Raw genomic sequence first — 17904 nt, 5'->3', positions numbered from 1 at the left:
CCGCGTCAGGCGCCGGACGCCGGTCCAGGGACTACCGGGCAGCCGTCACACGTACCGCTTGATCTCGCGCCGGGCCAGCGACCGCTGGTGCACCTCGTCCGGGCCGTCCGCCAGCCGCAGCGTCCGGGCCGCCGCCCACAACTCGGCCAGCGGGAAGTCCTGGCCGACGCCGCCCGCGCCGTGGAGCTGCACGGCCTGGTCGAGGATGGCGACCACGGCACGCGGGGTGGCGATCTTGATGGCCTGGATCTCGGTGTGCGCGCCCCGGTTGCCCACCGTGTCCATCAGCCACGCGGTCTTCAGCACCAGCAGACGCAGCTGCTCCACCGTGACCCGGGCGTCCGCGATCCAGTTCTGCACGACGCCCTGCTGGGCGAGCGGCTTGCCGAAGGCGGTACGGGACACCGCCCGCCGGCACATCAGCTCGATCGCCCGCTCCGCCATCCCGATCAGCCGCATGCAGTGGTGGATGCGGCCCGGGCCCAGCCGCGCCTGGGCGATGGCGAAGCCGCCGCCCTCCTCGCCGACCAGGTTCGTGACGGGGACCCGGACGTCGGTGAAGTCCACCTCGGCGTGGCCGCCGTGGTAGTGGTCCTCGTACCCGTAGACCCGCATGGCGCGGCGGACCTCGACGCCCGGGGTGTCGCGCGGGACCAGGACCATCGACTGCTGACGCCTCATGTCGGCGCTCTCGGGGTCGGTCTTGCCCATCACGATGAAGACCGCGCAGTCAGGGTTCATCGCCCCGGAGATGTACCACTTGCGCCCGTTGATGACGTACTCGTCGCCCTCGCGCGCGATCCGGGTCTCGATGTTCGTCGCGTCCGAGGAGGCCACCTCGGGCTCCGTCATCGCGAACGCCGAGCGGATCTCCCCGGCGAGCAGCGGCTCCAGCCACCGCTTCTTCTGCTCCTCGGTGCCGAACTGGTGGAGCACCTCCATGTTCCCGGTGTCCGGGGCGGCGCAGTTGACCGCCGTGGGCGCCAGCTGCGGGGAGCGGCCGGTGATCTCGGCCAGCGGGGCGTACTGGAGATTGGTCAGCCCGGCCCCGTACGCGGGATCGGGGAGGAAGAGGTTCCACAGCCCCTGCCGCCGGGCCTCCGCCTTCAGCTCCTCCACGACCCGCGGGGTGTCCCAGGGCGAGGCCAGCAGCGCGCGCTGTTCCTCGGCCGTCGCCTCGGCGGGGTACACGTGCTCGTCCATGAAGGCGAGCAGCCGGGCGCGCAGCTCCTCGGTGCGGGCGTCGAACGCGAAGTCCATGGGTCAGCCTTCCTGGAGGGTGGTGAGGCCGTGCTCGATGAAGACGGGGACGAGGCCGCCGATCCGGTCGAAGCCGGTTCCGACGGTCTGGCCCAGGGTGTAGCGGTAGTGGATGCCCTCCAGGATCACGGCCAGCTTGAACCAGGCGAACGCGGTGTACCAGGAGAGGGCGGAGGTGTCCCGGCCGGAGCGGGCGGCGTAGCGCTCGATCAGCTCGGCGGGGGAGGGATGGCCGGGGGCACCGCTGGTGGTGGAGACCGGTGACTCGGCCAGGCCGAGGTCCGAGCTGTACATGACCAGCAGCCCGAGGTCGGTGAGCGGGTCGCCGAGCGTGGACATCTCCCAGTCCAGTACGGCCTTGATCCGGTCGTCGTCGCCGATCAGCACGTTGTCCAGCCGGTAGTCGCCGTGGACGACGGTGGGCGCGGGCGAGGCGGGCAGCGCGCGGCCGAGCGCGGTGTGCAGCGCGTCGATGCCGGGCAGTTCGCGGTTGCGCGAGGCGTCCAGCTGTTTGCCCCAGCGGCGCAGCTGCCGCTCCAGGAAGCCCTCGGGACGCCCGAAGTCGCCGAGCCCGACGGCTTGCGGGTCCACCGCGTGCAGGTCGACCAGGGTGTCGACGAGCCCGAGGACCGCCTCCCGGGTGCGCCCGGGGCCCAGCGGGGCGAGCTGCTCGACCGTGCGGTACGGGGTGCCCGCCACGTACTCCATGACGTAGAACGGCGCACCGTTCACCGACTCGTCCTCGCAGAGCAGCACCGGCTCGGGCACCGGCACACCCGTCGGGTGCAGGGCGCTGATCACCCGGTGCTCCCGCCGCATGTCGTGCGCGGTGGCCAGCACATGACCCAGCGGGGGCCTGCGGACCACCCACCGGCCGGTGCCGTCCGTGACGACGTACGTGAGGTTCGAGCGGCCGCCCTCGATCAGCCGGGCCCGCAGCGGTCCGCCCACCAGCCCCGGCCGTTCCCGGTCGAGATGCCCGCGCAGCCGGTCGAGGTCGAGACCCGGCGGGGAGACGTCGGGGCCGGTGCCCGGCGGGGGGACTGAGCTCATCGTGCGCACCTCCGGAGGGGAAGAAAGACGGGAACCATCATGCCGACCAGTCGGTATGTCGTCCAGTGTCCGGCGGCGGGTCGTCCGTGATCCCTGGGGCGGGGCGGTGTTCCCGCCCCCTCCGGAGTCTGGTGCTCAGTCGTATCCCTGAATAGAGTTCACGTATGAATACAGAGCTGCTGATCGACGATGTCCGGCTGACCCCGATCCTGATAGCCGACCCGCCCCTGCTCAACACCCAGGGCGTCCACCAGCCGTACACCCCGCGGCTCGTCGTGGAGGTCGTCACCCGTGGTGGGGTCACCGGTGTCGGCGAGACGTACGGGGACGGGAAGTACCTGGAGCTCGCCCGGCCGCTCGCCGAGGCGCTCCGGGGCCGCCCGGTCAGCGATCTGAACGGCCTCTTCGCGCTGGCCGACGCGGTGTGCGGCGATTCGGGCGCGGCCGACGACCGGATCGAGGCCGGTGGCCTGCGCGGTGTCCAGACCGCCGACAAGCTCCGGCTCTCCGTCGTCTCCGGCTTCGAGGTCGCCTGCCTGGACGCGCTGGGCAAGTCCCTCGGCCTGCCCGTGCACGCCCTGCTCGGTGGAAAGGTCCGCGACCGGGTCGAGTACAGCGCCTATCTCTTCCACCGCTGGGCCGCCCACCCCGAGGGCGGCGAACGGGACGACTGGGGCGCCGCCCTCGACCCGGCCGGCGTCGTCGCCCAGGCCCGCCGCTTCGCCCGCGCGTACGGTTTCTCGTCCTTCAAGCTGAAGGGGGGCGTCTTCGAGCCCGACCGGGAGATCGCCGCGATCCGCGCACTGGCCGAGGAGTTCCCCGGCCGGCCGCTGCGCCTGGATCCCAACGGCGCCTGGTCCGTGGAGACCTCGCTGTACGTCGCCGACCAGCTCAAGGACGTACTCGAATACCTGGAGGACCCGGCGACCGGTACGGGGCCGATGGCAGAGGTCGCCGCGGGCACCGACGTACCGCTGGCCACCAACATGTGCGTGACCACCCTCGCCGAGGTGCCGGAGGCCTTCGCCCGGGGTGCCGTGCAGGTCGTCCTCTCCGACCACCACTACTGGGGCGGGCTGCACCGGACCCGGGAACTGGCCGCGATCTGCCGCACCTTCGGCGTCGGCCTCTCCATGCACTCCAACACCCACCTCGGCATCAGCCTCGCCGCGATGACCCACGTCGCCGCCACCGTCGCCAACCTCGACTACGCCTGCGACAGCCACTACCCCTGGCAGACCGAGGACGTCATCACCACCCGCCATGTCTTCGAGGACGGACACCTCACCGTCTCCGACACCCCCGGCCTCGGCGTCGAACTCGACCGTGAGCGGCTCGCCGCGCTGCACCGGCGCTGGCTCGACGACGACGGCACGATGCGCGAGCGCGACGACGCGGCCGCGATGCGCAAGGCCGAACCGGAGTGGCGGACCCCGGCGATCCCCCGCTGGTGACCGGCGCGCGAGGAGTGCGGCGGCCCGCTCAGAACAGCATGGCCGTCGCGCACCCCGCGAGCACCACCGCACACCCGGCCACCGCCAGCGCCCCGCGCACTGTCATCGGCCGGGGCCGGGCGCTCCGCATCCGCAGCACCCGCCGGTGCGCCACCACCAGCATCCCCAGCCAGGCCAGCGCGCCCACCGCCACCGCCACCACCGCGGCCGGGCCCGCCCCGGCGTGCAGCGCCTGCTTCGCCGCCAGCGCCAGCACCACCGTGCAGGACAGCGTGGTCCGCCGCCAGGCCAGCCGGGTCCGCTCGGGCTGGAGCCCGGGATCGCGCGGCACGCCGCTCACCGGCCCTCCCAGCCGAAGAGGACCACCACCACCATCGCCACCGCCACCACGGCGACCGCCAGACCGAGCAGCGTCGGGAACCGCGAGACCGGCAGGTCCTCCCCGCGCCGCATCGCCCGCTCGCACCGCACCCAGTGGTTGACGGCCCGCAGCGCGCACAGCACCCCGGCCGCCAGCAGGGCCAGCGCCAGCCCCGCGCGCACGCCCCAGGCCAGCTCCGGCAGGAACTGGTCGACCGCGAAACCGCCGCCGATCAGCGCCAGGGCCGTCCGGATCCAGGCGAGGAAGGTGCGTTCGTTGGCGAGCGAGAACCGGTAGTCGGGCGTCGCGCCCTCCTCGCGGACGCGTTCCGGCGCGAACCACAGCCGCAGGCCCCGCACGAATTCGATCACGTCCGGACCCTATCCGCCGCTTCCCCGGGACGGGCGCCGACCGGACTCAGGAGCCCGCCCCGGCCGCCCGGAAGGCGCGCAGCCGCCGGTAGGCCGCCAGCCCGTCCGGCACCCACGGCCAGTCGTCGATCCGCGCGTCCAGCTCGTCGTCGGTGAGGAAGGTGTGCCAGGCCACCTCCTCCACCTGCGGGCTGACCGGCAGCTCGCACCGCACCCGGTAGACGTACGACCACCAGGAGTGCGCGGCGCTCTCGTAGAGGAACTTGAAGAGCGGCTCGGGCCGGGGGAGTCCGGACACCCCCAGCTCCTCCTCGGCCTCCCGCAGCGCGGCCTCGTCGTACGACTCCCCGGCACCGACCACCCCGCCGACGAACATGTCGTAGTGGGACGGGAAGACCAGCTTCCCCGGGGTCCTGCGGTGGACGAAGAGCCGCCCCTCCGCGTCCCGGGCCTCGATGAAGACGCAGCGATGGCGAAGGCCCCGCGCGGTCGCCTCACCGCGCGGGGCCTGCCCCACGACCTGGTCGTTCTCGTCGACGATGTCCAGGATCTCGTCAGAAGGAGTCATGCTCCCCATCCAACATCAGGACACCGCCGCGGGATCACTGGCCCATGACGTACTTGACGGTCGGACCGGTGGTCCAGCCGCCGTCCACGGCCAGCTCGGCACCGGTGATGTACGAGGCGGCGTCCGAGAGCAGGAAGGTGACCGCGGCGGCGATCTCCGGGGCCTCGCCGACCCGGCCCATCGGGGTGTTCGGGTAGTTGCCCTCGCCCTGCTGGATGCCGACGGAGGCGGTCATCGGGGTGTACGTCATGCCGGGGTGCACCGAGTTGACCCGGATCCGGGACGTGCCGAGCTCCACCGCGCCGACCTTCGTCAGCCCGCGCACGGCCCACTTCGAGGCGCCGTAGCTGGAGGTCAGGGCGAGGCCCATCAGGCCGGCCGCCGAGGAGATGTTGACGATCGAGCCGCCGCCGTTCTCCTTCATCAGCGGGATCACCGTCTTCATGCCGATGAAGACGGCGGTCAGGTTGATGTCGATGACCTTGCGGAAGTGCTCGACGCTCTCGGTCTCCAGCGGCATCCCGGTCGACACCCCGGCGTTGTTGACCAGGCCGTCTATTCGGCCGAACTCGGCGACGGCGAACTCGGCGACCCGCTGCCAGTCCTCCTCGGAGGTCACGTCGTGGTGGACGAAGCGGGCCTTCCCGCCCAGCTCGGCGGCGGTGGCCGCACCCTCCTCGTCGAGCAGGTCGGTGATCACCACGTTGGCGCCGCCCGCCACCGCGAGGCGCGCGGCCTCGGCGCCCAGGCCCCGGGCGCCGCCGGTGATGATGACGGTCTTGTCGCTGAGGTTGCTCGTGTCAGTCATGGTGTTTCCTCTGTGCGGTACGGAAGGGTGCGTGATGCGGTGGCCCCGGCGGTACGGGCCCCTCAGGGGGTGCCCGGCACCGGGGCGCGCAGGAACGCGGTGGTGGTTTCGACGAGATCGGCGAGGAAGAACGCCTCGCCGGTCAGCGGCTCGATCCCGTCGAGCCGCTGGCGCGCGCGGTCGGCGAACGCCGCGCCGATCAGGGTGAGCGCCAGGTCCAGGCGCTCCAGGCGGACCGGGGCGGGCAACGCGCCCAGACGGTCCTTGAGCAGGGCGATCAGCCGCCCGTAGTGGGTGTCGTCCAGGACGGGATGCGGGGTGCCGGTCCGCAGCCCGGTCTCATGGGTGAGCCGGACCGAGATCCGCAGGCAGCGGCAGCCCCGGTCGTCGGCGAGCAGGCTCGCCTCGGCCGTCACCAGCGCGGCGACCAGCTCCCGTACGCCGCAGTCCGCGTCCAGCGCGTCCAGCAGCCGGGCCATCACCCGCTCGGTGCGGTCCTGGCGGCCCGCCATCACCGCGTCCAGCAGCCCGGCCCGGGAGCCGAAGTGGTACTGGACGGCGGAGGGGTTGCTCTGGCCGGCGAGCCGGACGATGTCGCGTAGCTGTGCGCCGTCCGGACCCTGGGCGGCGAAGATCTCCTCGGCCGCGCGGATCAGCTTCTCCCGGGTCTCGGGACCGGACGTTCGCGCCATACCCGCACTGTAATACTGGCCATTATTAAAAACCAGTGGAGGGGCGTCCGGAGCGGCTCAGTTGGGCTGGAGGCTCTTCTCCCGGCGCCCGCCGACCGGCCCCTCCGGCATCGCCGGATGGAGCCCGAGCAGCACGATCCCGACGACGATCGCGGCGAGCCCGACGGCCTGCCAGGCCAGCGCCCCGGCGTCGGTGCGCAGCCGGTCGCCGAGGAAGCCGATCCCGCAGGCGATCCCGGCCAGCGGCTGGGCGGCGGTCAGCGGGGGCAGCGAGACCCTGAGCGGCCCGGTCTCGAACGCGCTCTGCACCAGCAGCAGTCCCGTCACCCCCAGCAGGACGACGGCGTACGGCTGCCACGCCGTGAGCAGCGCCGTCCACCCGCCCCCCGTGATGAGCTGGCCGCTGACCCGGGTGAGCGCGTCCTGGAGCCCGTAGAGCAGCCCGGCCGCCACCGCGAGCAGCGCGGGGGAGGCGGCGGTGACGGCGCGTTTGGCGACGGTGGTCAGCAGCAGCGCGGACCCCACCACCACCCCGACCACCAGCCAGTGCCGCAGTACGCCGGTCACCGCCTCGCCGCCCTCGGGCCGCCCCGCCAGCAGGAAGGCCGCGACCCCGCCGGCCAGCAGCCAGAGCCCGGCCCAGCCCTGGCGGCCGAGCCGCTGGCCGGTGCGGTGGCGGGACAGGGTCATCGCGAAGAGCAGATTGGTGGCCAGGAGCGGTTCGACGACGGAGACCTCGCCGTTGGCCAGGGCCAGGGCGCCCAGCACCATTCCGCAGACCATCAGCCCGACCCCGGCCAGCCAGCTCCGCACCCGCATCAGGTCGAGCAGCAGCCGGGGCGAGAGGTAGTCGCTCCTCGGGGCGTGCGAGGCGGCGGCCTGCTGGAGGACGAAGCCGAATCCCAGGCAGCAGGCGGCACTCATGGCGAGCGCGACGACCAGCACCGACATGCCGCTACCTCGTACAGGGCCGGAAATGGGGTGATGTGTACCGACGATAGCGCCGGTGTGCCCCGGGTGCGGCCGGAACGGGGCCGACCGGGCGGTTGACGCCGTGGCGGCCGGTGCAGAAGATCTGACGCACGAGTAACTTCCGGCTCCGGCAGGACCGCATGCCCCGGTACCGGACCGCCCCGACAAGGATGGAACCCATGGCGTACGACGCTGATGTGATCGTGATCGGGGCGGGGCTGGCCGGGCTGGTGGCCACCGCCGAACTGGCCGAGGCGGGGCGCTCGGTGATCCTGCTCGACCAGGAGCCCGAGCAGTCGATCGGCGGCCAGGCGCACTGGTCCTTCGGCGGCCTCTTCCTGGTCGACTCGCCCGAGCAGCGCCGGATGCGGGTCAGGGACAGCCACGAGCTGGCGCTCCAGGACTGGTTCGGCACGGCGGGCTTCGACCGCGAGGAGGACCACTGGCCGCGCAAGTGGGCCGAGGCGTACGTCGACTTCGCGGCCGGCGAGAAGCGCTCCTGGCTGCGCGCCCAGGGGCTGCGGCTCTTCCCCGTGGTCGGCTGGGCCGAACGCGGCGGCTACGACGCCACGGGCCACGGCAACTCCGTACCCCGCTTCCACATCACCTGGGGCACCGGCCCCGGCGTCGTCGCCCCCTTCGAGCGCCGGGTCCGCGCGGGCGTCGCCAAGGGGCTCGTGCGCTTCGCGTTCCGGCACCGGGTCACCGGCCTCGGCCGCACCGGGGGCACCGTCGACACCGTGACCGGCGAGGTGCTGGAGCCGAGCGCCGCGGCCCGGGGCACCGCGAGCAGCCGGGTGGTGGCCGGTTCCTTCGAACTGCGGGCCCAGGCGGTGATCGTCACCTCCGGCGGCATCGGCGGCAACCACGACCTGGTCCGCAAGCAGTGGCCCGCCCGGCTCGGCACGCCGCCCGCGAAACTGCTCTCCGGCGTCCCCGCCCACGTGGACGGACTGATGCTCGGCATCGCCGAGGAGGCGGGCGCCCACCACATCAACCGCGACCGGATGTGGCACTACACCGAGGGCATCGAGAACTGGAACCCGATCTGGGCCAAGCACGCCATCCGCATCCTGCCCGGACCGTCCTCGCTCTGGCTGGACGCCCGCGGCAAGCGGCTCCCGGTCCCGCTCTTCCCGGGCTTCGACACCCTCGGCACCCTCGAACACATCATGCGGTCCGGCCACGAGTACACCTGGTTCGTCCTCGACCGGAGGATCATCGGGAAGGAGTTCGCGCTCTCCGGCTCGGAGCAGAACCCGGACCTCACCGGCAAGTCGATCCGGGACGTGATCGGCCGGGCCCGCGCCGACGTACCGGCGCCGGTGAAGGCGTTCATGGACAACGGGGTCGACTTCGTCGTGGAGAAGGACCTCTCCGCGCTCGTCCGGGGCATGAACAAGCTGACCGGCCAGGAGCTGATCGACGAGGCCGAGCTGCGCCGCGAGATCGTCGCCCGGGACCGCGAGATCGCCAACCCCTTCACCAAGGACCTCCAGATCACCGCGATCCACGGCGCCCGCGCCTACCTCGGCGACAAGCTGATCCGGACCGCCGCACCGCACCGCATCCTCGACCCCAAGGCCGGTCCGCTGATCGCCGTACGGCTGAACATCCTCACCCGCAAGTCGCTCGGCGGACTGGAGACGGACCTGTCCTCCCGGGTGCTGACCGAGGACGGCACCCCGCTGGCCGGGGTGTACGCGGCGGGCGAGGCGGCCGGCTTCGGCGGTGGCGGGGTGCACGGCTACCGCTCGCTGGAGGGGACCTTCCTCGGCGGCTGCATCTTCTCCGGCCGGGCGGCGGGCCGGGCGGCCGCGAAGGCGGTCGGCTGAGGCGCCCGGCTACCGCTCCCGCGCCTCCGCGGGCGGGGTGAGCCGTTCGACGACGCGGAACCGCTCGGCGACGACCATCGTGTCGTCGTCGACGGTGAAGCCCGGGTCGCCGAGCGCCTCCCGCATCTCGTCGCCGTGCCAGAAACGCTCGTGCGCCGCACGCCACTCGGCGACCGAGGAGTAGCCCTCGCCCTCGTCGATCGCGTGCTGGAGACCGACGTCGCCCAGGCGCAGCACCCGTACCTCCGTCACCTCCAGTACGGCGACCTCCCGGCCGTCCGAGTCGATCAGCGCGGACCGCTCGCCCACCGGCGGCAGCTCCTCGTCCTCCGCCTCGTACTCGGCGAGCAGCCCGGTCGTCGAGACCTTCGCGCCGGTGAGGACCGCCTCGACCAGCTGATCGCGCAGCGGTCCCGGGAAGGCGAGCAGAAAGGGTTTGAGGGGGGTGCTGGCGGGGCCTTCGGGCCGCGCCCCGAGGGTTTCGTCAAGAGGCTCGTGATTTCCCATGGCGGCAAGTCTGGCACGGACCGTCCGGTCCGGCGGCGAAACGGTCGAAAAGCCGCTGTTTGGTCAACAGGTGCCGAACGTAAGGCAGTTGGACACCGGTTCCGGCCGGTACGACGACGGCGCCCGCCGGGCCGGGCGTGAGCCGGGCCGGCGGGCGCCGTCGGGGCGGGTCCCCGGGCGGGACCTAGATGATCAGTGACAGCAGCAGGACGAAGACCAGCGAGACCACGGAGATGATCGTCTCCATCACCGACCAGGTCTTCACCGTCTGGCCGACGCTCATTCCGAAGTACTCCTTCACCAGCCAGAACCCGGCGTCGTTGACATGGCTGAAGAAGAGCGAGCCCGCGCCGACCGCCAGCACCAGCAGCGCGGCGTGGGAGGTCGACATGTCGGCCGCCAGCGGGGCGACCAGACCGGCCGCCGAGATGGTGGCCACCGTCGCCGAGCCGGTCGCCAGCCGGATCGCCACCGCGATCAGCCAGCCCAGCAGCAGCGCCGGGATCGACCAGTTCCTGGAGAAGTCCAGGACCATCTGGCCCACGCCCGCGTCGATGAGGGTCTGCTTGAAGCCACCGCCCGCGCCCACGATCAGCAGCACACCGGCGATCGGCGCGAGCGACTTCTCGACCGTGGTGGAGAGCCGGCCCTTCGAGAATCCGGCCGCCCGGCCCAGTGTGAACATGCCGACCACGACCGCCGCCAGCAGCGCGATCAGCGGCGAGCCGATCACGTCGGTGATCTTCTGGAGACCCTGTTCCGGATCGTCCACGACGATGTCGACCAGGGCCTTGACCAGCATCAGCACCACCGGCAGCAGGATCGTCGCCAGCGTGGCGCCGAAGCCGGGACGGCGGTCGAGATCCTCCGAGGGCCGCTGCGGGACCATCCGCTCCGGCACCGGGACGTCCACCCAGCGCGCCGCGACCCGCGAGAAGAGCGGCCCCGCGATGACCACGGTGGGGATCGCCACCAGGACGCCCAGCGCCAGGGTGACCCCGAGGTTGGCGCCGAGGGCGTCGATCGCCACCAGCGGTCCGGGGTGCGGCGGGATCAGCCCGTGCATCACGGAGAGGCCGGCCAGGGCCGGGATGCCGATCCGCATCAGCGACTGGTTGCCGCGCTTGGCGACCAGCAGCACCACCGGGATCAGCAGCACGATGCCGACCTCGAAGAAGAGCGGCAGGCCGATCACCGAGGCGATCAGCACCATCGCCCACGGCATGGAGCGCCCCCTCGCCCGGGCGAGGATGGTGTCGACGATCTGGTCCGCGCCGCCGGAGTCGGCCAGCAGCTTCCCGAGGATCGCGCCGAGCGCGATCAGCACGCCGACGCCCGCGACGGTCGAGCCGAGACCGGCGGTGAAGCTGGCGATCGTCTTCGCCGGGGCCGCCCCGGCGAAGGAACCGAGCGCCAGCGACCCGATGGTCAGCGCGAGGAACGCGTGCATCTTGAACTTGGTGATGAGCAGGACGATGACGGCGATGCCCGCCAGGACGGCGATGCCCAACTGGGCGTTGCCGGCCGAGGTGATCGGTTCGACGGCGTCCGCTGCCAACATCTCGACGCTGAGACTGGTCACGGTGGAGGTCCTTAGTCCTCGAGCCGGCGCAGGGCCGCGACGGCTCGCTGGGTGATTTCTTCAGGGGTGCCGGACACGTCGACGGAGACGCCGGCCTCGTCCTCCTGCAGGGGCTGCAGGGTGGCGAACTGCGAGTCGAGCAGGGCGGTGGGCATGAAATGGCCCGTACGCCCCGCCATCCGGGCCTCGATCAGCGCCCGGTCGCCGGTCAGATGGAGGAAGAGGACCCCGGGCGCCTCGGCGCGCAGCCGGTCGCGGTACGACCGCTTCAGCGCCGAGCTGCTCACCACCCCGCCGAGCCCCGCCCGGCCGTGCGCCCAGCGGCCGATCGCGTCGAGCCAGGGCCACCGGTCCGCGTCGTCCAGCGGGACGCCGGCCGACATCTTGGCGATGTTGGCCGCGGGGTGGAAGTCGTCGCCCTCCGCGTACGGAACGCCGAGTCCGGCGGCGAGCAGGGGGCCGATCGTGGTCTTGCCGGTCCCTGCAACGCCCATCACCACGACGACGTGGGGAGTGCTCATGGGGGTGCCTCGCAGTCTTCCGCGATGTCTTCCTCGACATCGGTCCGTCGCGCTACTGAAACCCATACGTACGACTTATTCAAGATGTTGTGACGTAAACGTCGTACTTTTCGTCGTCGAAGGACGCCCCGTAGGCTTTGCCCATGACCACACAGGGCCCCGGGCTCCATACCCATGTGCTGGACACCCTGGGACTGGAGATCGCCGCCGGCACGCATCCGCCGGGGGCGGTCCTGCGGACCGACGAGCTCGCCCGGCGCTTCGACGTCTCGCGCACCGTCGTGCGCGAGGTGGTCCGGGTCCTGGAGTCCATGCACCTGGTCGAGTCCCGGCGCCGGGTCGGCGTGACCGTACGGCCGACCGGGGCGTGGAACGTGTACGACCCGCAGGTCATCCGGTGGCGGCTGGCCGGGGCGGACCGCCCGCGCCAGTTGCGCTCGCTGACCGTGCTGCGTTCGGCGATCGAGCCCGTGGCGGCCGGTCTCGCCGCCCGCAACGCCACCCCGGAGCAGTGCGCCGCCCTCACCGAGCGCGCCCTCGGCATGGTCGCCACCTCGCGCGGCCAGCAGCTGGAGGGCTACCTGGAGCACGACATCGCGTTCCACCGGATCGTGCTCGACGCCTCCGGCAACGAGATGTTCGCGCGCCTCGGCGACGTGGTCGCCGAGGTGCTGGCGGGCCGTACGCACCACCAGGTCATGTTCGAGGACCCCGACCCGGCCGCCGTCACCCTGCACGTCCGGCTCGCCGAAGCGGTCCGCGAGGGCGACGCGGCGGCGGCGGAGCGGCTCACCAGGGAGATCGCCGTGGGCGCCCTGCACGAACTGGACGTCCTCGCCCCCTGAGCCCCGCCCGCACGCGCGACGGCCCCCGCGGAAGTCCCTCCGCGGGGGCCGCCGTGCGTGCGGGTGTGTGTCCGGGTCAGCCGCCGTGTCCCTGGTGGCCACCGCCATGCCCGGCGCCGTGGTCGAACCTCATCGCCTCGGACGGCATCACGACGAACGGCCGCATCATGCCCATGTCCTCGTGCTCCAGCAGATGGCAGTGGTACATGAACCGCCCGTACGCCCCGTCGAACGTCCCGAGCACCTTCACCAGCTGCCCGGCGGGCACCCGGAAGACGTCCTTCCAGCCGTGCTCGTTGGGGGCGGCCGGGATCTTGGTTCCGTGGTCGAACTCCACCGGGGAGCGGGTCCCGCCGAGCGCCGGGTCGAAGCCGTCGAGCACGTACGCCTCCCGGCCCATCACCTGGAAGTCGGTCAGATGGATGTGCATCGGATGCGTCGGGCCGCCCAGGTTGAGGAACGACCACTGCTCGAACGTGCCCTCGCCGATCGTGAAGCCGAGACCGTCGTTGAAGGTCCGCGAGATCCTGCGGTACGTACGCACCGTGCCGTCCTCGCCCCGGACCTGGAGGACCCCGTCCGAGGGCACCGTCACCGTCGACGGGTCCTCGACCTCCGCCATCTCCCAGATCTCCGGATGGCCGCCGCCGCCGACCGTCCCCGGCACCGTCAGCACCACGAGCCGGTGCCCGTGCTCCACCAGGCCGTGCTCGTACCGCCGGAAGGAACCCGACAGCACCTCGGGCAGCTCGAAGGTGTCCCGCCGCCCGGTCTCCCGCACCCGGAACTCCATCACCTGCGGGAACGGCACGTTCGACGCCGGGTCCGCGACCCCGGGGGCGAGCTTGCCGCGGTTGACCAGCCGGACCCGGCGGCCCGCCAGCGCCGAGAAGTCGACCAGCAGGTCCATCCGCTCGGCCGGGGCGATCGTCAGCTGCGGCAGCGAGGCGTCGAAGTCGACCGGCACCGGGCGCGGCAGCAGGCCGCCGTCGCTGCCGATCTGCCGGATCACCCCCGGCACCGGGTTGTTCCCGTCGTCCACCAGCACCAGGTCGTAGATCCGCGCGTTGGACGCGTTGACCAGCCGGAACCGGTACCAGGCGTCGTCCACGTCCAGATGCGGCCAGATCCGCCCGTTGACCGTCGTGTACGGGCCGAGGAACGGCAGCGACACCGGCTTCCCGGTCTCCGGGTGGGCCTTGGTGAGCACCGTCGTCTTGTGCAGCAGCCGCCCGTTGAGCCGGCCGTCCTCGTCGGTGTCGAGATTGCGGTCGGCGAGGATCAGCGGCAGCTCCCGGTCGCCGGACGGCAGGCCGAGCGCGTCCTCCTCGTGGTCCCGGACCAGATACGTGCCGACCAGCCCGGCGTACACGTTCCACCGGGTGATGTTCATCGCGTGGTCGTGGTACCACCACTGCGCCGCCTGGTGGTCGTTCGGGTACTCCGACAGCTGCGCGTCGCCGAAGCCGACCGCGTTGTCCGCCCAGCCGTCGTTGCCGCCACCGGTCTGGGCGCCGTGCAGATGCGTCACCGTCCAGGCGGGCAGCGCGGCGACGTCCGGGTTCGGCTCCACCCCGTCCCGGCCGGGGCTGTTGTGCGGGGCGGGCTCGCCCGGCGCGACCGGGCCGACCTCCACCGCCGTGACCGGGTACTCGCTCCCCTTCGGGACCCGGTTGGTCCACGCGATCCGGACCCGCTCCCCGCGCCGCACCTCGATGGTGGGCCCGGGCACCATGCCGTCGTACCCCCACATCAGGGTCGGCGGCAGTTGCGCGTGCAGCCGCACCCAGGTGGGTGACACGGCGATCTCGGTCTCCCGCAGCACGTCGCCGCTCCGCGGACGGAGCACCGGCGGAACGGGCAGCGCGTCGACGTACGGCACGAGCCCGCCGACCGGTGCCGCCAGCACGGCAGGCTCGTCCCCCGATTGACTGATCTTCTCCGTGGCCTCGATGATCTCGGTCAAGGTACTTCCCCCATGATCAGTGATTCCCCTGTCGCGGGGGGAGAACGACCCCTGCCCCCGCAGGTACCGGCCGATCTCCCCCTACGTATCAAAGGACCGCGGAGAATCCGACAAGGTTCTGCATCGCACACCATCTGACTGGAACCGGTACATCCCGCCGGGGGAGCGGCAGTCGTTTCCCGCCAACGCGGCGCGCCGCCGTGACACCCTCACGGGGGCGTACGGTTGTTCGCGTTCGATCTTCGCGAAACGACGGAAAGAGGAGACCACGGTATGGCGCAGCAGGTGCAAGGGGTCATCGCACCGGGGAAGAACGAGCCGGTACGGGTCGAGACGATCGTGATCCCGGATCCCGGGCCCGGCGAGGCCGTGGTCAAGATCCAGGCATGCGGTGTCTGCCACACGGACCTGCACTACAAGCAGGGCGGCATCAACGACGAGTTCCCCTTCCTCCTCGGCCACGAGGCCGCCGGGGTCGTGGAGTCCGTCGGCGAGGGTGTCACCGACGTCGCCCCGGGCGACTTCGTCGTCCTCAACTGGCGTGCCGTGTGCGGGCAGTGCCGCGCCTGTCTGCGCGGCCGCCCCTGGTACTGCTTCGACACCCACAACGCGAAGCAGCGGATGACCCTCCTCGACGGCACGGAGCTGTCCCCGGCCCTCGGCATCGGCGCGTTCGCCGAGAAGACCCTGGTCGCCGCCGGCCAGTGCACCAAGGTCGACCCCGAGGTCTCCCCGGCCGTCGCCGGACTCCTCGGCTGCGGCGTCATGGCGGGCATCGGCGCCGCCATCAACACCGGCCAGGTCGGCCGGGGCGACTCGGTCGCCGTGATCGGCTGCGGCGGCGTCGGCGACGCCGCGATCGCCGGGGCCCGGCTGGCCGGCGCGTCGAAGATCATCGCGGTCGACATCGACGACCGGAAGCTGGAGACCGCGAAGACGATGGGCGCCACGCACACCGTCAACTCCCGCTCCACCGACCCGGTCGAGGCGATCCGCGCCCTGACCGGCGGAAACGGCGCCGATGTCGTCATCGAGGCGGTCGGCCGCCCGGAGACGTACCAGCAGGCGTTCTACGCCCGGGACCTCGCGGGCACCGTCGTCCTGGTCGGCGTCCCCACCCCGGAGATGAAGCTGGAGCTCCCGCTCCTCGACGTCTTCGGCCGCGGCGGCTCGCTCAAGTCCTCCTGGTACGGCGACTGCCTGCCCTCGCGCGACTTCCCGATGCTGATCGACCTGCACCAGCAGGGGCGGCTCGACCTCGGTGCCTTCGTCACCGAGACCATCGGACTCGGCGACGTCGAGCAGGCGTTCGCCCGGATGCACGACGGCGACGTGCTGCGCTCGGTGGTGATCCTCTGATGGCCGCCCGCATCGACCACCTGGTCACCTCCGGCACCTTCGCCCTCGACGGCGGCGAGTGGGAGGTCGACAACAACGTCTGGATCGTCGGCGACGACACCGAGGCGATCGTCATCGACGCCGCCCACGACGCCGCCGCCATCGAGGCCGCCCTCGGCGGCCGTACGCTGCGCGCCATCGTCTGCACCCACGCGCACAACGACCACATCGACGCCGCCCCGGCCCTCGCCGACGCGACCGGCGCCCCCGTCCTGCTGCACCCGGACGACCTGCCGCTGTGGCGGCAGACCCACCCGGACCGCACCCCGGACGGCGAACTGGCCGACGGCGGAACGCTGGAGGTCGCCGGTACGACCCTCCAGGTCCTGCACACCCCGGGCCACGCCCCGGGCGCCGTCTGCCTCTACGCCCCCGAGCTGTCCACCGTCTTCACCGGGGACACCCTCTTCCAGGGCGGCCCCGGCGCCACCGGACGGTCCTTCTCGCACTTCCCGACCATCGTCGAATCGATCCGGGACCGGCTCCTGACGCTCCCCGCGGAGACCGCCGTCCGCACCGGGCACGGCGACTCCACCACCATCGGCGCGGAGGCCCCGCACCTGGACGAGTGGATCGCCCGGGGCCACTGAGCACGCCCCCGGGGTTTCACCGGTCCGGCCACGCGGAAAGCCGCAGGCCGCTCTCGAAGCGGCGCGGCCCGCCCGTGACCGGATCGGTGAACTCCAGTACCCGGGCGAGCAGTTGGAGCGGGCGCGAGAAGTCGTCCGGCGCCCCCTCCGCCTCGACCACCGGATAGACCGGGTCGTTCACGAGCGGCAGTCCCAGGGCGTTCATATGGACCCGCAGCTGGTGGGTCCGCCCGGTGGCGGGCAGCAGCCGGTAGCGGCCGAGGCCCGCCCGGTGCTCCAGCAGTTCGATCCGGCTCTCGCTGTTCGGCTCGCCGGGCTCCTCGCGGGCGGCGACGACCCCGCGCTCCTTGACGATCCTGCTGCGCACCGTGCGCGGCAGCACCAGCCCCGGATCGTACGGGGCCACCGCCTCGTACTCCTTGCGCACCCGGCGGTCCCGGAACATCGTCTGGTACGCGCCCCGCTCCCCGGGCCGCACCACGAACAGGACGAGCCCCGCCGTCAGCCGGTCCAGCCGGTGCGCGGGCTGGAGCTCCGGCAGGTCCAGCTCCCGGCGGAGCCGGGCCACCGCCGTCTCGGTGATGTGCCGGCCGCGCGGGGTCGTCGCCAGGAAGTGCGGCTTGTCGGCGACGACGAGGTGCTCGTCGCGGTGGACCACCCCGACCGGGAACGGCACCGGCTCCTCCGGCGCGAAGTCCCGGTGGAACCAGACGTACCGGCCCGGCTCGTAACGGTCACCGGCCGCGACCGGGCCCCGCAGCGACACGAACCGGCCCTCGGCGACCATGGCGTCCACCCGGGCCGCCCCGATCGCCCCCGCGAACCGCGCCACCAGATGGTCCCGCACCGTCGCCCACGCGCCGTCCGGGTCCTCGGGCAGCCGCAGCCGGACCGGATCGATCCCGGCCCGCTGGGGCAACGGCGCCGCCGGGGGCCGCCCGCGCCCCCTCACCGGCCCGCACCGCCCGCCGCGCCGCCCATGACTCTCCGTTCCTCGCTCCGCCGTACCGAACCCGCAGCGTAACGCCGGACCGGGAAGCGAAGACCGTGGCCCCGGCCCGCGAACCGCCGCCCGCCGGATGGTCCGGCGCGCTCGCCGCGCGGTCGGAGCCGCCCCGCGA

18 protein-coding genes are annotated in these 17904 nt (G+C 72.4%); 5 read left to right on the top strand and 13 right to left on the bottom strand.

From position 1 onward, the window contains the following. Positions 1-45: 45 nt before the first annotated feature. Positions 46-1260, bottom strand: coding sequence for an acyl-CoA dehydrogenase family protein (locus tag ACWC97_RS18415; protein WP_450650281.1), 1215 nt, complete (start codon positions 1258-1260; stop codon positions 46-48). Between the two features lie 3 nt (positions 1261-1263). Beyond that, positions 1264-2313 (bottom strand): phosphotransferase family protein, encoded by a 1050-nt coding sequence (locus ACWC97_RS18410; RefSeq protein WP_352279217.1) that lies wholly within the window; start codon positions 2311-2313, stop codon positions 1264-1266. A 164-nt stretch (positions 2314-2477) separates the two neighbouring features. Between ACWC97_RS18410 and ACWC97_RS18405 the strand changes: the two genes are divergently transcribed. Beyond that, positions 2478-3767 carry a glucarate dehydratase family protein gene (locus tag ACWC97_RS18405; RefSeq protein ID WP_450650279.1) on the top strand — a complete coding sequence of 430 codons (1290 nt, stop codon included), beginning with the start codon at positions 2478-2480 and terminating at the stop codon, positions 3765-3767. A gap of 28 nt (positions 3768-3795) precedes the next feature. Here the strand turns inward: ACWC97_RS18405 and ACWC97_RS18400 are convergent, their stop codons facing one another. The 6 genes from ACWC97_RS18400 to ACWC97_RS18375 form a co-directional block, all read right to left on the bottom strand. After that, positions 3796-4107, bottom strand: coding sequence for a DUF202 domain-containing protein (locus tag ACWC97_RS18400; protein ID WP_450650277.1), 312 nt, complete (start codon positions 4105-4107; stop codon positions 3796-3798). Then, positions 4104-4499, bottom strand: coding sequence for a YidH family protein (locus tag ACWC97_RS18395; RefSeq protein ID WP_352279212.1), 396 nt, complete (start codon positions 4497-4499; stop codon positions 4104-4106). The genes ACWC97_RS18400 and ACWC97_RS18395 overlap by 4 nt, the downstream gene beginning before the upstream one ends. A gap of 46 nt (positions 4500-4545) precedes the next feature. Continuing rightward, entirely contained in the window at positions 4546-5067 is a 522-nt protein-coding gene (locus ACWC97_RS18390) for an NUDIX domain-containing protein (RefSeq protein WP_450650275.1), read from the bottom strand. Between the two features lie 34 nt (positions 5068-5101). Continuing rightward, entirely contained in the window at positions 5102-5875 is a 774-nt protein-coding gene (locus ACWC97_RS18385; RefSeq protein ID WP_352279209.1) for a glucose 1-dehydrogenase, read from the bottom strand. A gap of 62 nt (positions 5876-5937) precedes the next feature. After that, positions 5938-6567, bottom strand: a complete 630-nt coding sequence (locus ACWC97_RS18380; protein ID WP_352279208.1) for a TetR/AcrR family transcriptional regulator — start codon at positions 6565-6567, stop codon at positions 5938-5940. A gap of 57 nt (positions 6568-6624) precedes the next feature. Beyond that, on the bottom strand, positions 6625-7518 hold the full coding sequence (locus ACWC97_RS18375; RefSeq protein ID WP_352279206.1) for a DMT family transporter: 894 nt from the start codon (positions 7516-7518) through the stop codon (positions 6625-6627). Between the two features lie 200 nt (positions 7519-7718). Between ACWC97_RS18375 and ACWC97_RS18370 the strand changes: the two genes are divergently transcribed. Further along, positions 7719-9374, top strand: a complete 1656-nt coding sequence (locus ACWC97_RS18370; protein WP_352279204.1) for an FAD-binding dehydrogenase — start codon at positions 7719-7721, stop codon at positions 9372-9374. A 9-nt stretch (positions 9375-9383) separates the two neighbouring features. Here the strand turns inward: ACWC97_RS18370 and ACWC97_RS18365 are convergent, their stop codons facing one another. From ACWC97_RS18365 to ACWC97_RS18355, 3 genes are all read right to left on the bottom strand, one after another. Continuing rightward, positions 9384-9881 (bottom strand): ASCH domain-containing protein, encoded by a 498-nt coding sequence (locus ACWC97_RS18365; protein WP_352279202.1) that lies wholly within the window; start codon positions 9879-9881, stop codon positions 9384-9386. Between the two features lie 184 nt (positions 9882-10065). After that, entirely contained in the window at positions 10066-11463 is a 1398-nt protein-coding gene (locus ACWC97_RS18360) for a GntP family permease (RefSeq protein WP_352279200.1), read from the bottom strand. An 11-nt stretch (positions 11464-11474) separates the two neighbouring features. Then, positions 11475-11984 (bottom strand): gluconokinase, encoded by a 510-nt coding sequence (locus ACWC97_RS18355; RefSeq protein ID WP_352279198.1) that lies wholly within the window; start codon positions 11982-11984, stop codon positions 11475-11477. 143 nt (positions 11985-12127) lie between these two features. On the opposite strand from ACWC97_RS18355, the gene ACWC97_RS18350 reads away from it, so the two are divergent. Beyond that, the gene (locus ACWC97_RS18350; RefSeq protein ID WP_352279196.1) at positions 12128-12829 is read left to right on the top strand and encodes a FadR/GntR family transcriptional regulator; all 702 of its coding nucleotides are present in this window, start codon (positions 12128-12130) and stop codon (positions 12827-12829) included. Positions 12830-12905: 76 nt separating this feature from the next. On the opposite strand, the gene phsA is transcribed toward ACWC97_RS18350, so the two are convergent. Further along, positions 12906-14795, bottom strand: coding sequence for an O-aminophenol oxidase PhsA (gene phsA, locus ACWC97_RS18345; RefSeq protein ID WP_450650271.1), 1890 nt, complete (start codon positions 14793-14795; stop codon positions 12906-12908). A 273-nt stretch (positions 14796-15068) separates the two neighbouring features. Between phsA and ACWC97_RS18340 the strand changes: the two genes are divergently transcribed. Continuing rightward, the gene (locus ACWC97_RS18340) at positions 15069-16154 is read left to right on the top strand and encodes an S-(hydroxymethyl)mycothiol dehydrogenase (RefSeq protein ID WP_450650269.1); all 1086 of its coding nucleotides are present in this window, start codon (positions 15069-15071) and stop codon (positions 16152-16154) included. Then, complete coding sequence (locus ACWC97_RS18335) at positions 16154-16783, top strand: MBL fold metallo-hydrolase (RefSeq protein ID WP_450650267.1); 630 nt, start codon at positions 16154-16156, stop codon at positions 16781-16783. Before ACWC97_RS18340 ends, ACWC97_RS18335 begins: the two co-directional genes overlap by 1 nt. Positions 16784-16799: 16 nt before the next feature. Here the strand turns inward: ACWC97_RS18335 and ACWC97_RS18330 are convergent, their stop codons facing one another. Next, positions 16800-17735 (bottom strand): RluA family pseudouridine synthase, encoded by a 936-nt coding sequence (locus ACWC97_RS18330; protein ID WP_385210569.1) that lies wholly within the window; start codon positions 17733-17735, stop codon positions 16800-16802. Between the last annotated feature and the right edge of the window lie 169 nt (positions 17736-17904).

This window comes from Streptomyces sp. NPDC001108 (genome assembly GCF_053598535.1).
This window is presented reverse-complemented; position numbering and strand designations above follow the sequence as displayed.

Coding starts and splice junctions, on each gene's coding strand:
- ACWC97_RS18415 (WP_450650281.1), bottom strand. CDS start 1,260: ATGGACTTCGCGTTCGACGCCCGCACCGAGGAGCTGCGCGCCCGGCTG.
- ACWC97_RS18350 (WP_352279196.1), top strand. CDS start 12,128: ATGACCACACAGGGCCCCGGGCTCCATACCCATGTGCTGGACACCCTG.
- ACWC97_RS18370 (WP_352279204.1), top strand. CDS start 7,719: ATGGCGTACGACGCTGATGTGATCGTGATCGGGGCGGGGCTGGCCGGG.
- ACWC97_RS18410 (WP_352279217.1), bottom strand. CDS start 2,313: ATGAGCTCAGTCCCCCCGCCGGGCACCGGCCCCGACGTCTCCCCGCCG.
- ACWC97_RS18340 (WP_450650269.1), top strand. CDS start 15,069: ATGGCGCAGCAGGTGCAAGGGGTCATCGCACCGGGGAAGAACGAGCCG.
- ACWC97_RS18365 (WP_352279202.1), bottom strand. CDS start 9,881: ATGGGAAATCACGAGCCTCTTGACGAAACCCTCGGGGCGCGGCCCGAA.
- ACWC97_RS18335 (WP_450650267.1), top strand. CDS start 16,154: ATGGCCGCCCGCATCGACCACCTGGTCACCTCCGGCACCTTCGCCCTC.
- ACWC97_RS18405 (WP_450650279.1), top strand. CDS start 2,478: ATGAATACAGAGCTGCTGATCGACGATGTCCGGCTGACCCCGATCCTG.
- ACWC97_RS18375 (WP_352279206.1), bottom strand. CDS start 7,518: ATGTCGGTGCTGGTCGTCGCGCTCGCCATGAGTGCCGCCTGCTGCCTG.
- ACWC97_RS18385 (WP_352279209.1), bottom strand. CDS start 5,875: ATGACTGACACGAGCAACCTCAGCGACAAGACCGTCATCATCACCGGC.
- ACWC97_RS18390 (WP_450650275.1), bottom strand. CDS start 5,067: ATGACTCCTTCTGACGAGATCCTGGACATCGTCGACGAGAACGACCAG.
- ACWC97_RS18380 (WP_352279208.1), bottom strand. CDS start 6,567: ATGGCGCGAACGTCCGGTCCCGAGACCCGGGAGAAGCTGATCCGCGCG.
- ACWC97_RS18355 (WP_352279198.1), bottom strand. CDS start 11,984: ATGAGCACTCCCCACGTCGTCGTGGTGATGGGCGTTGCAGGGACCGGC.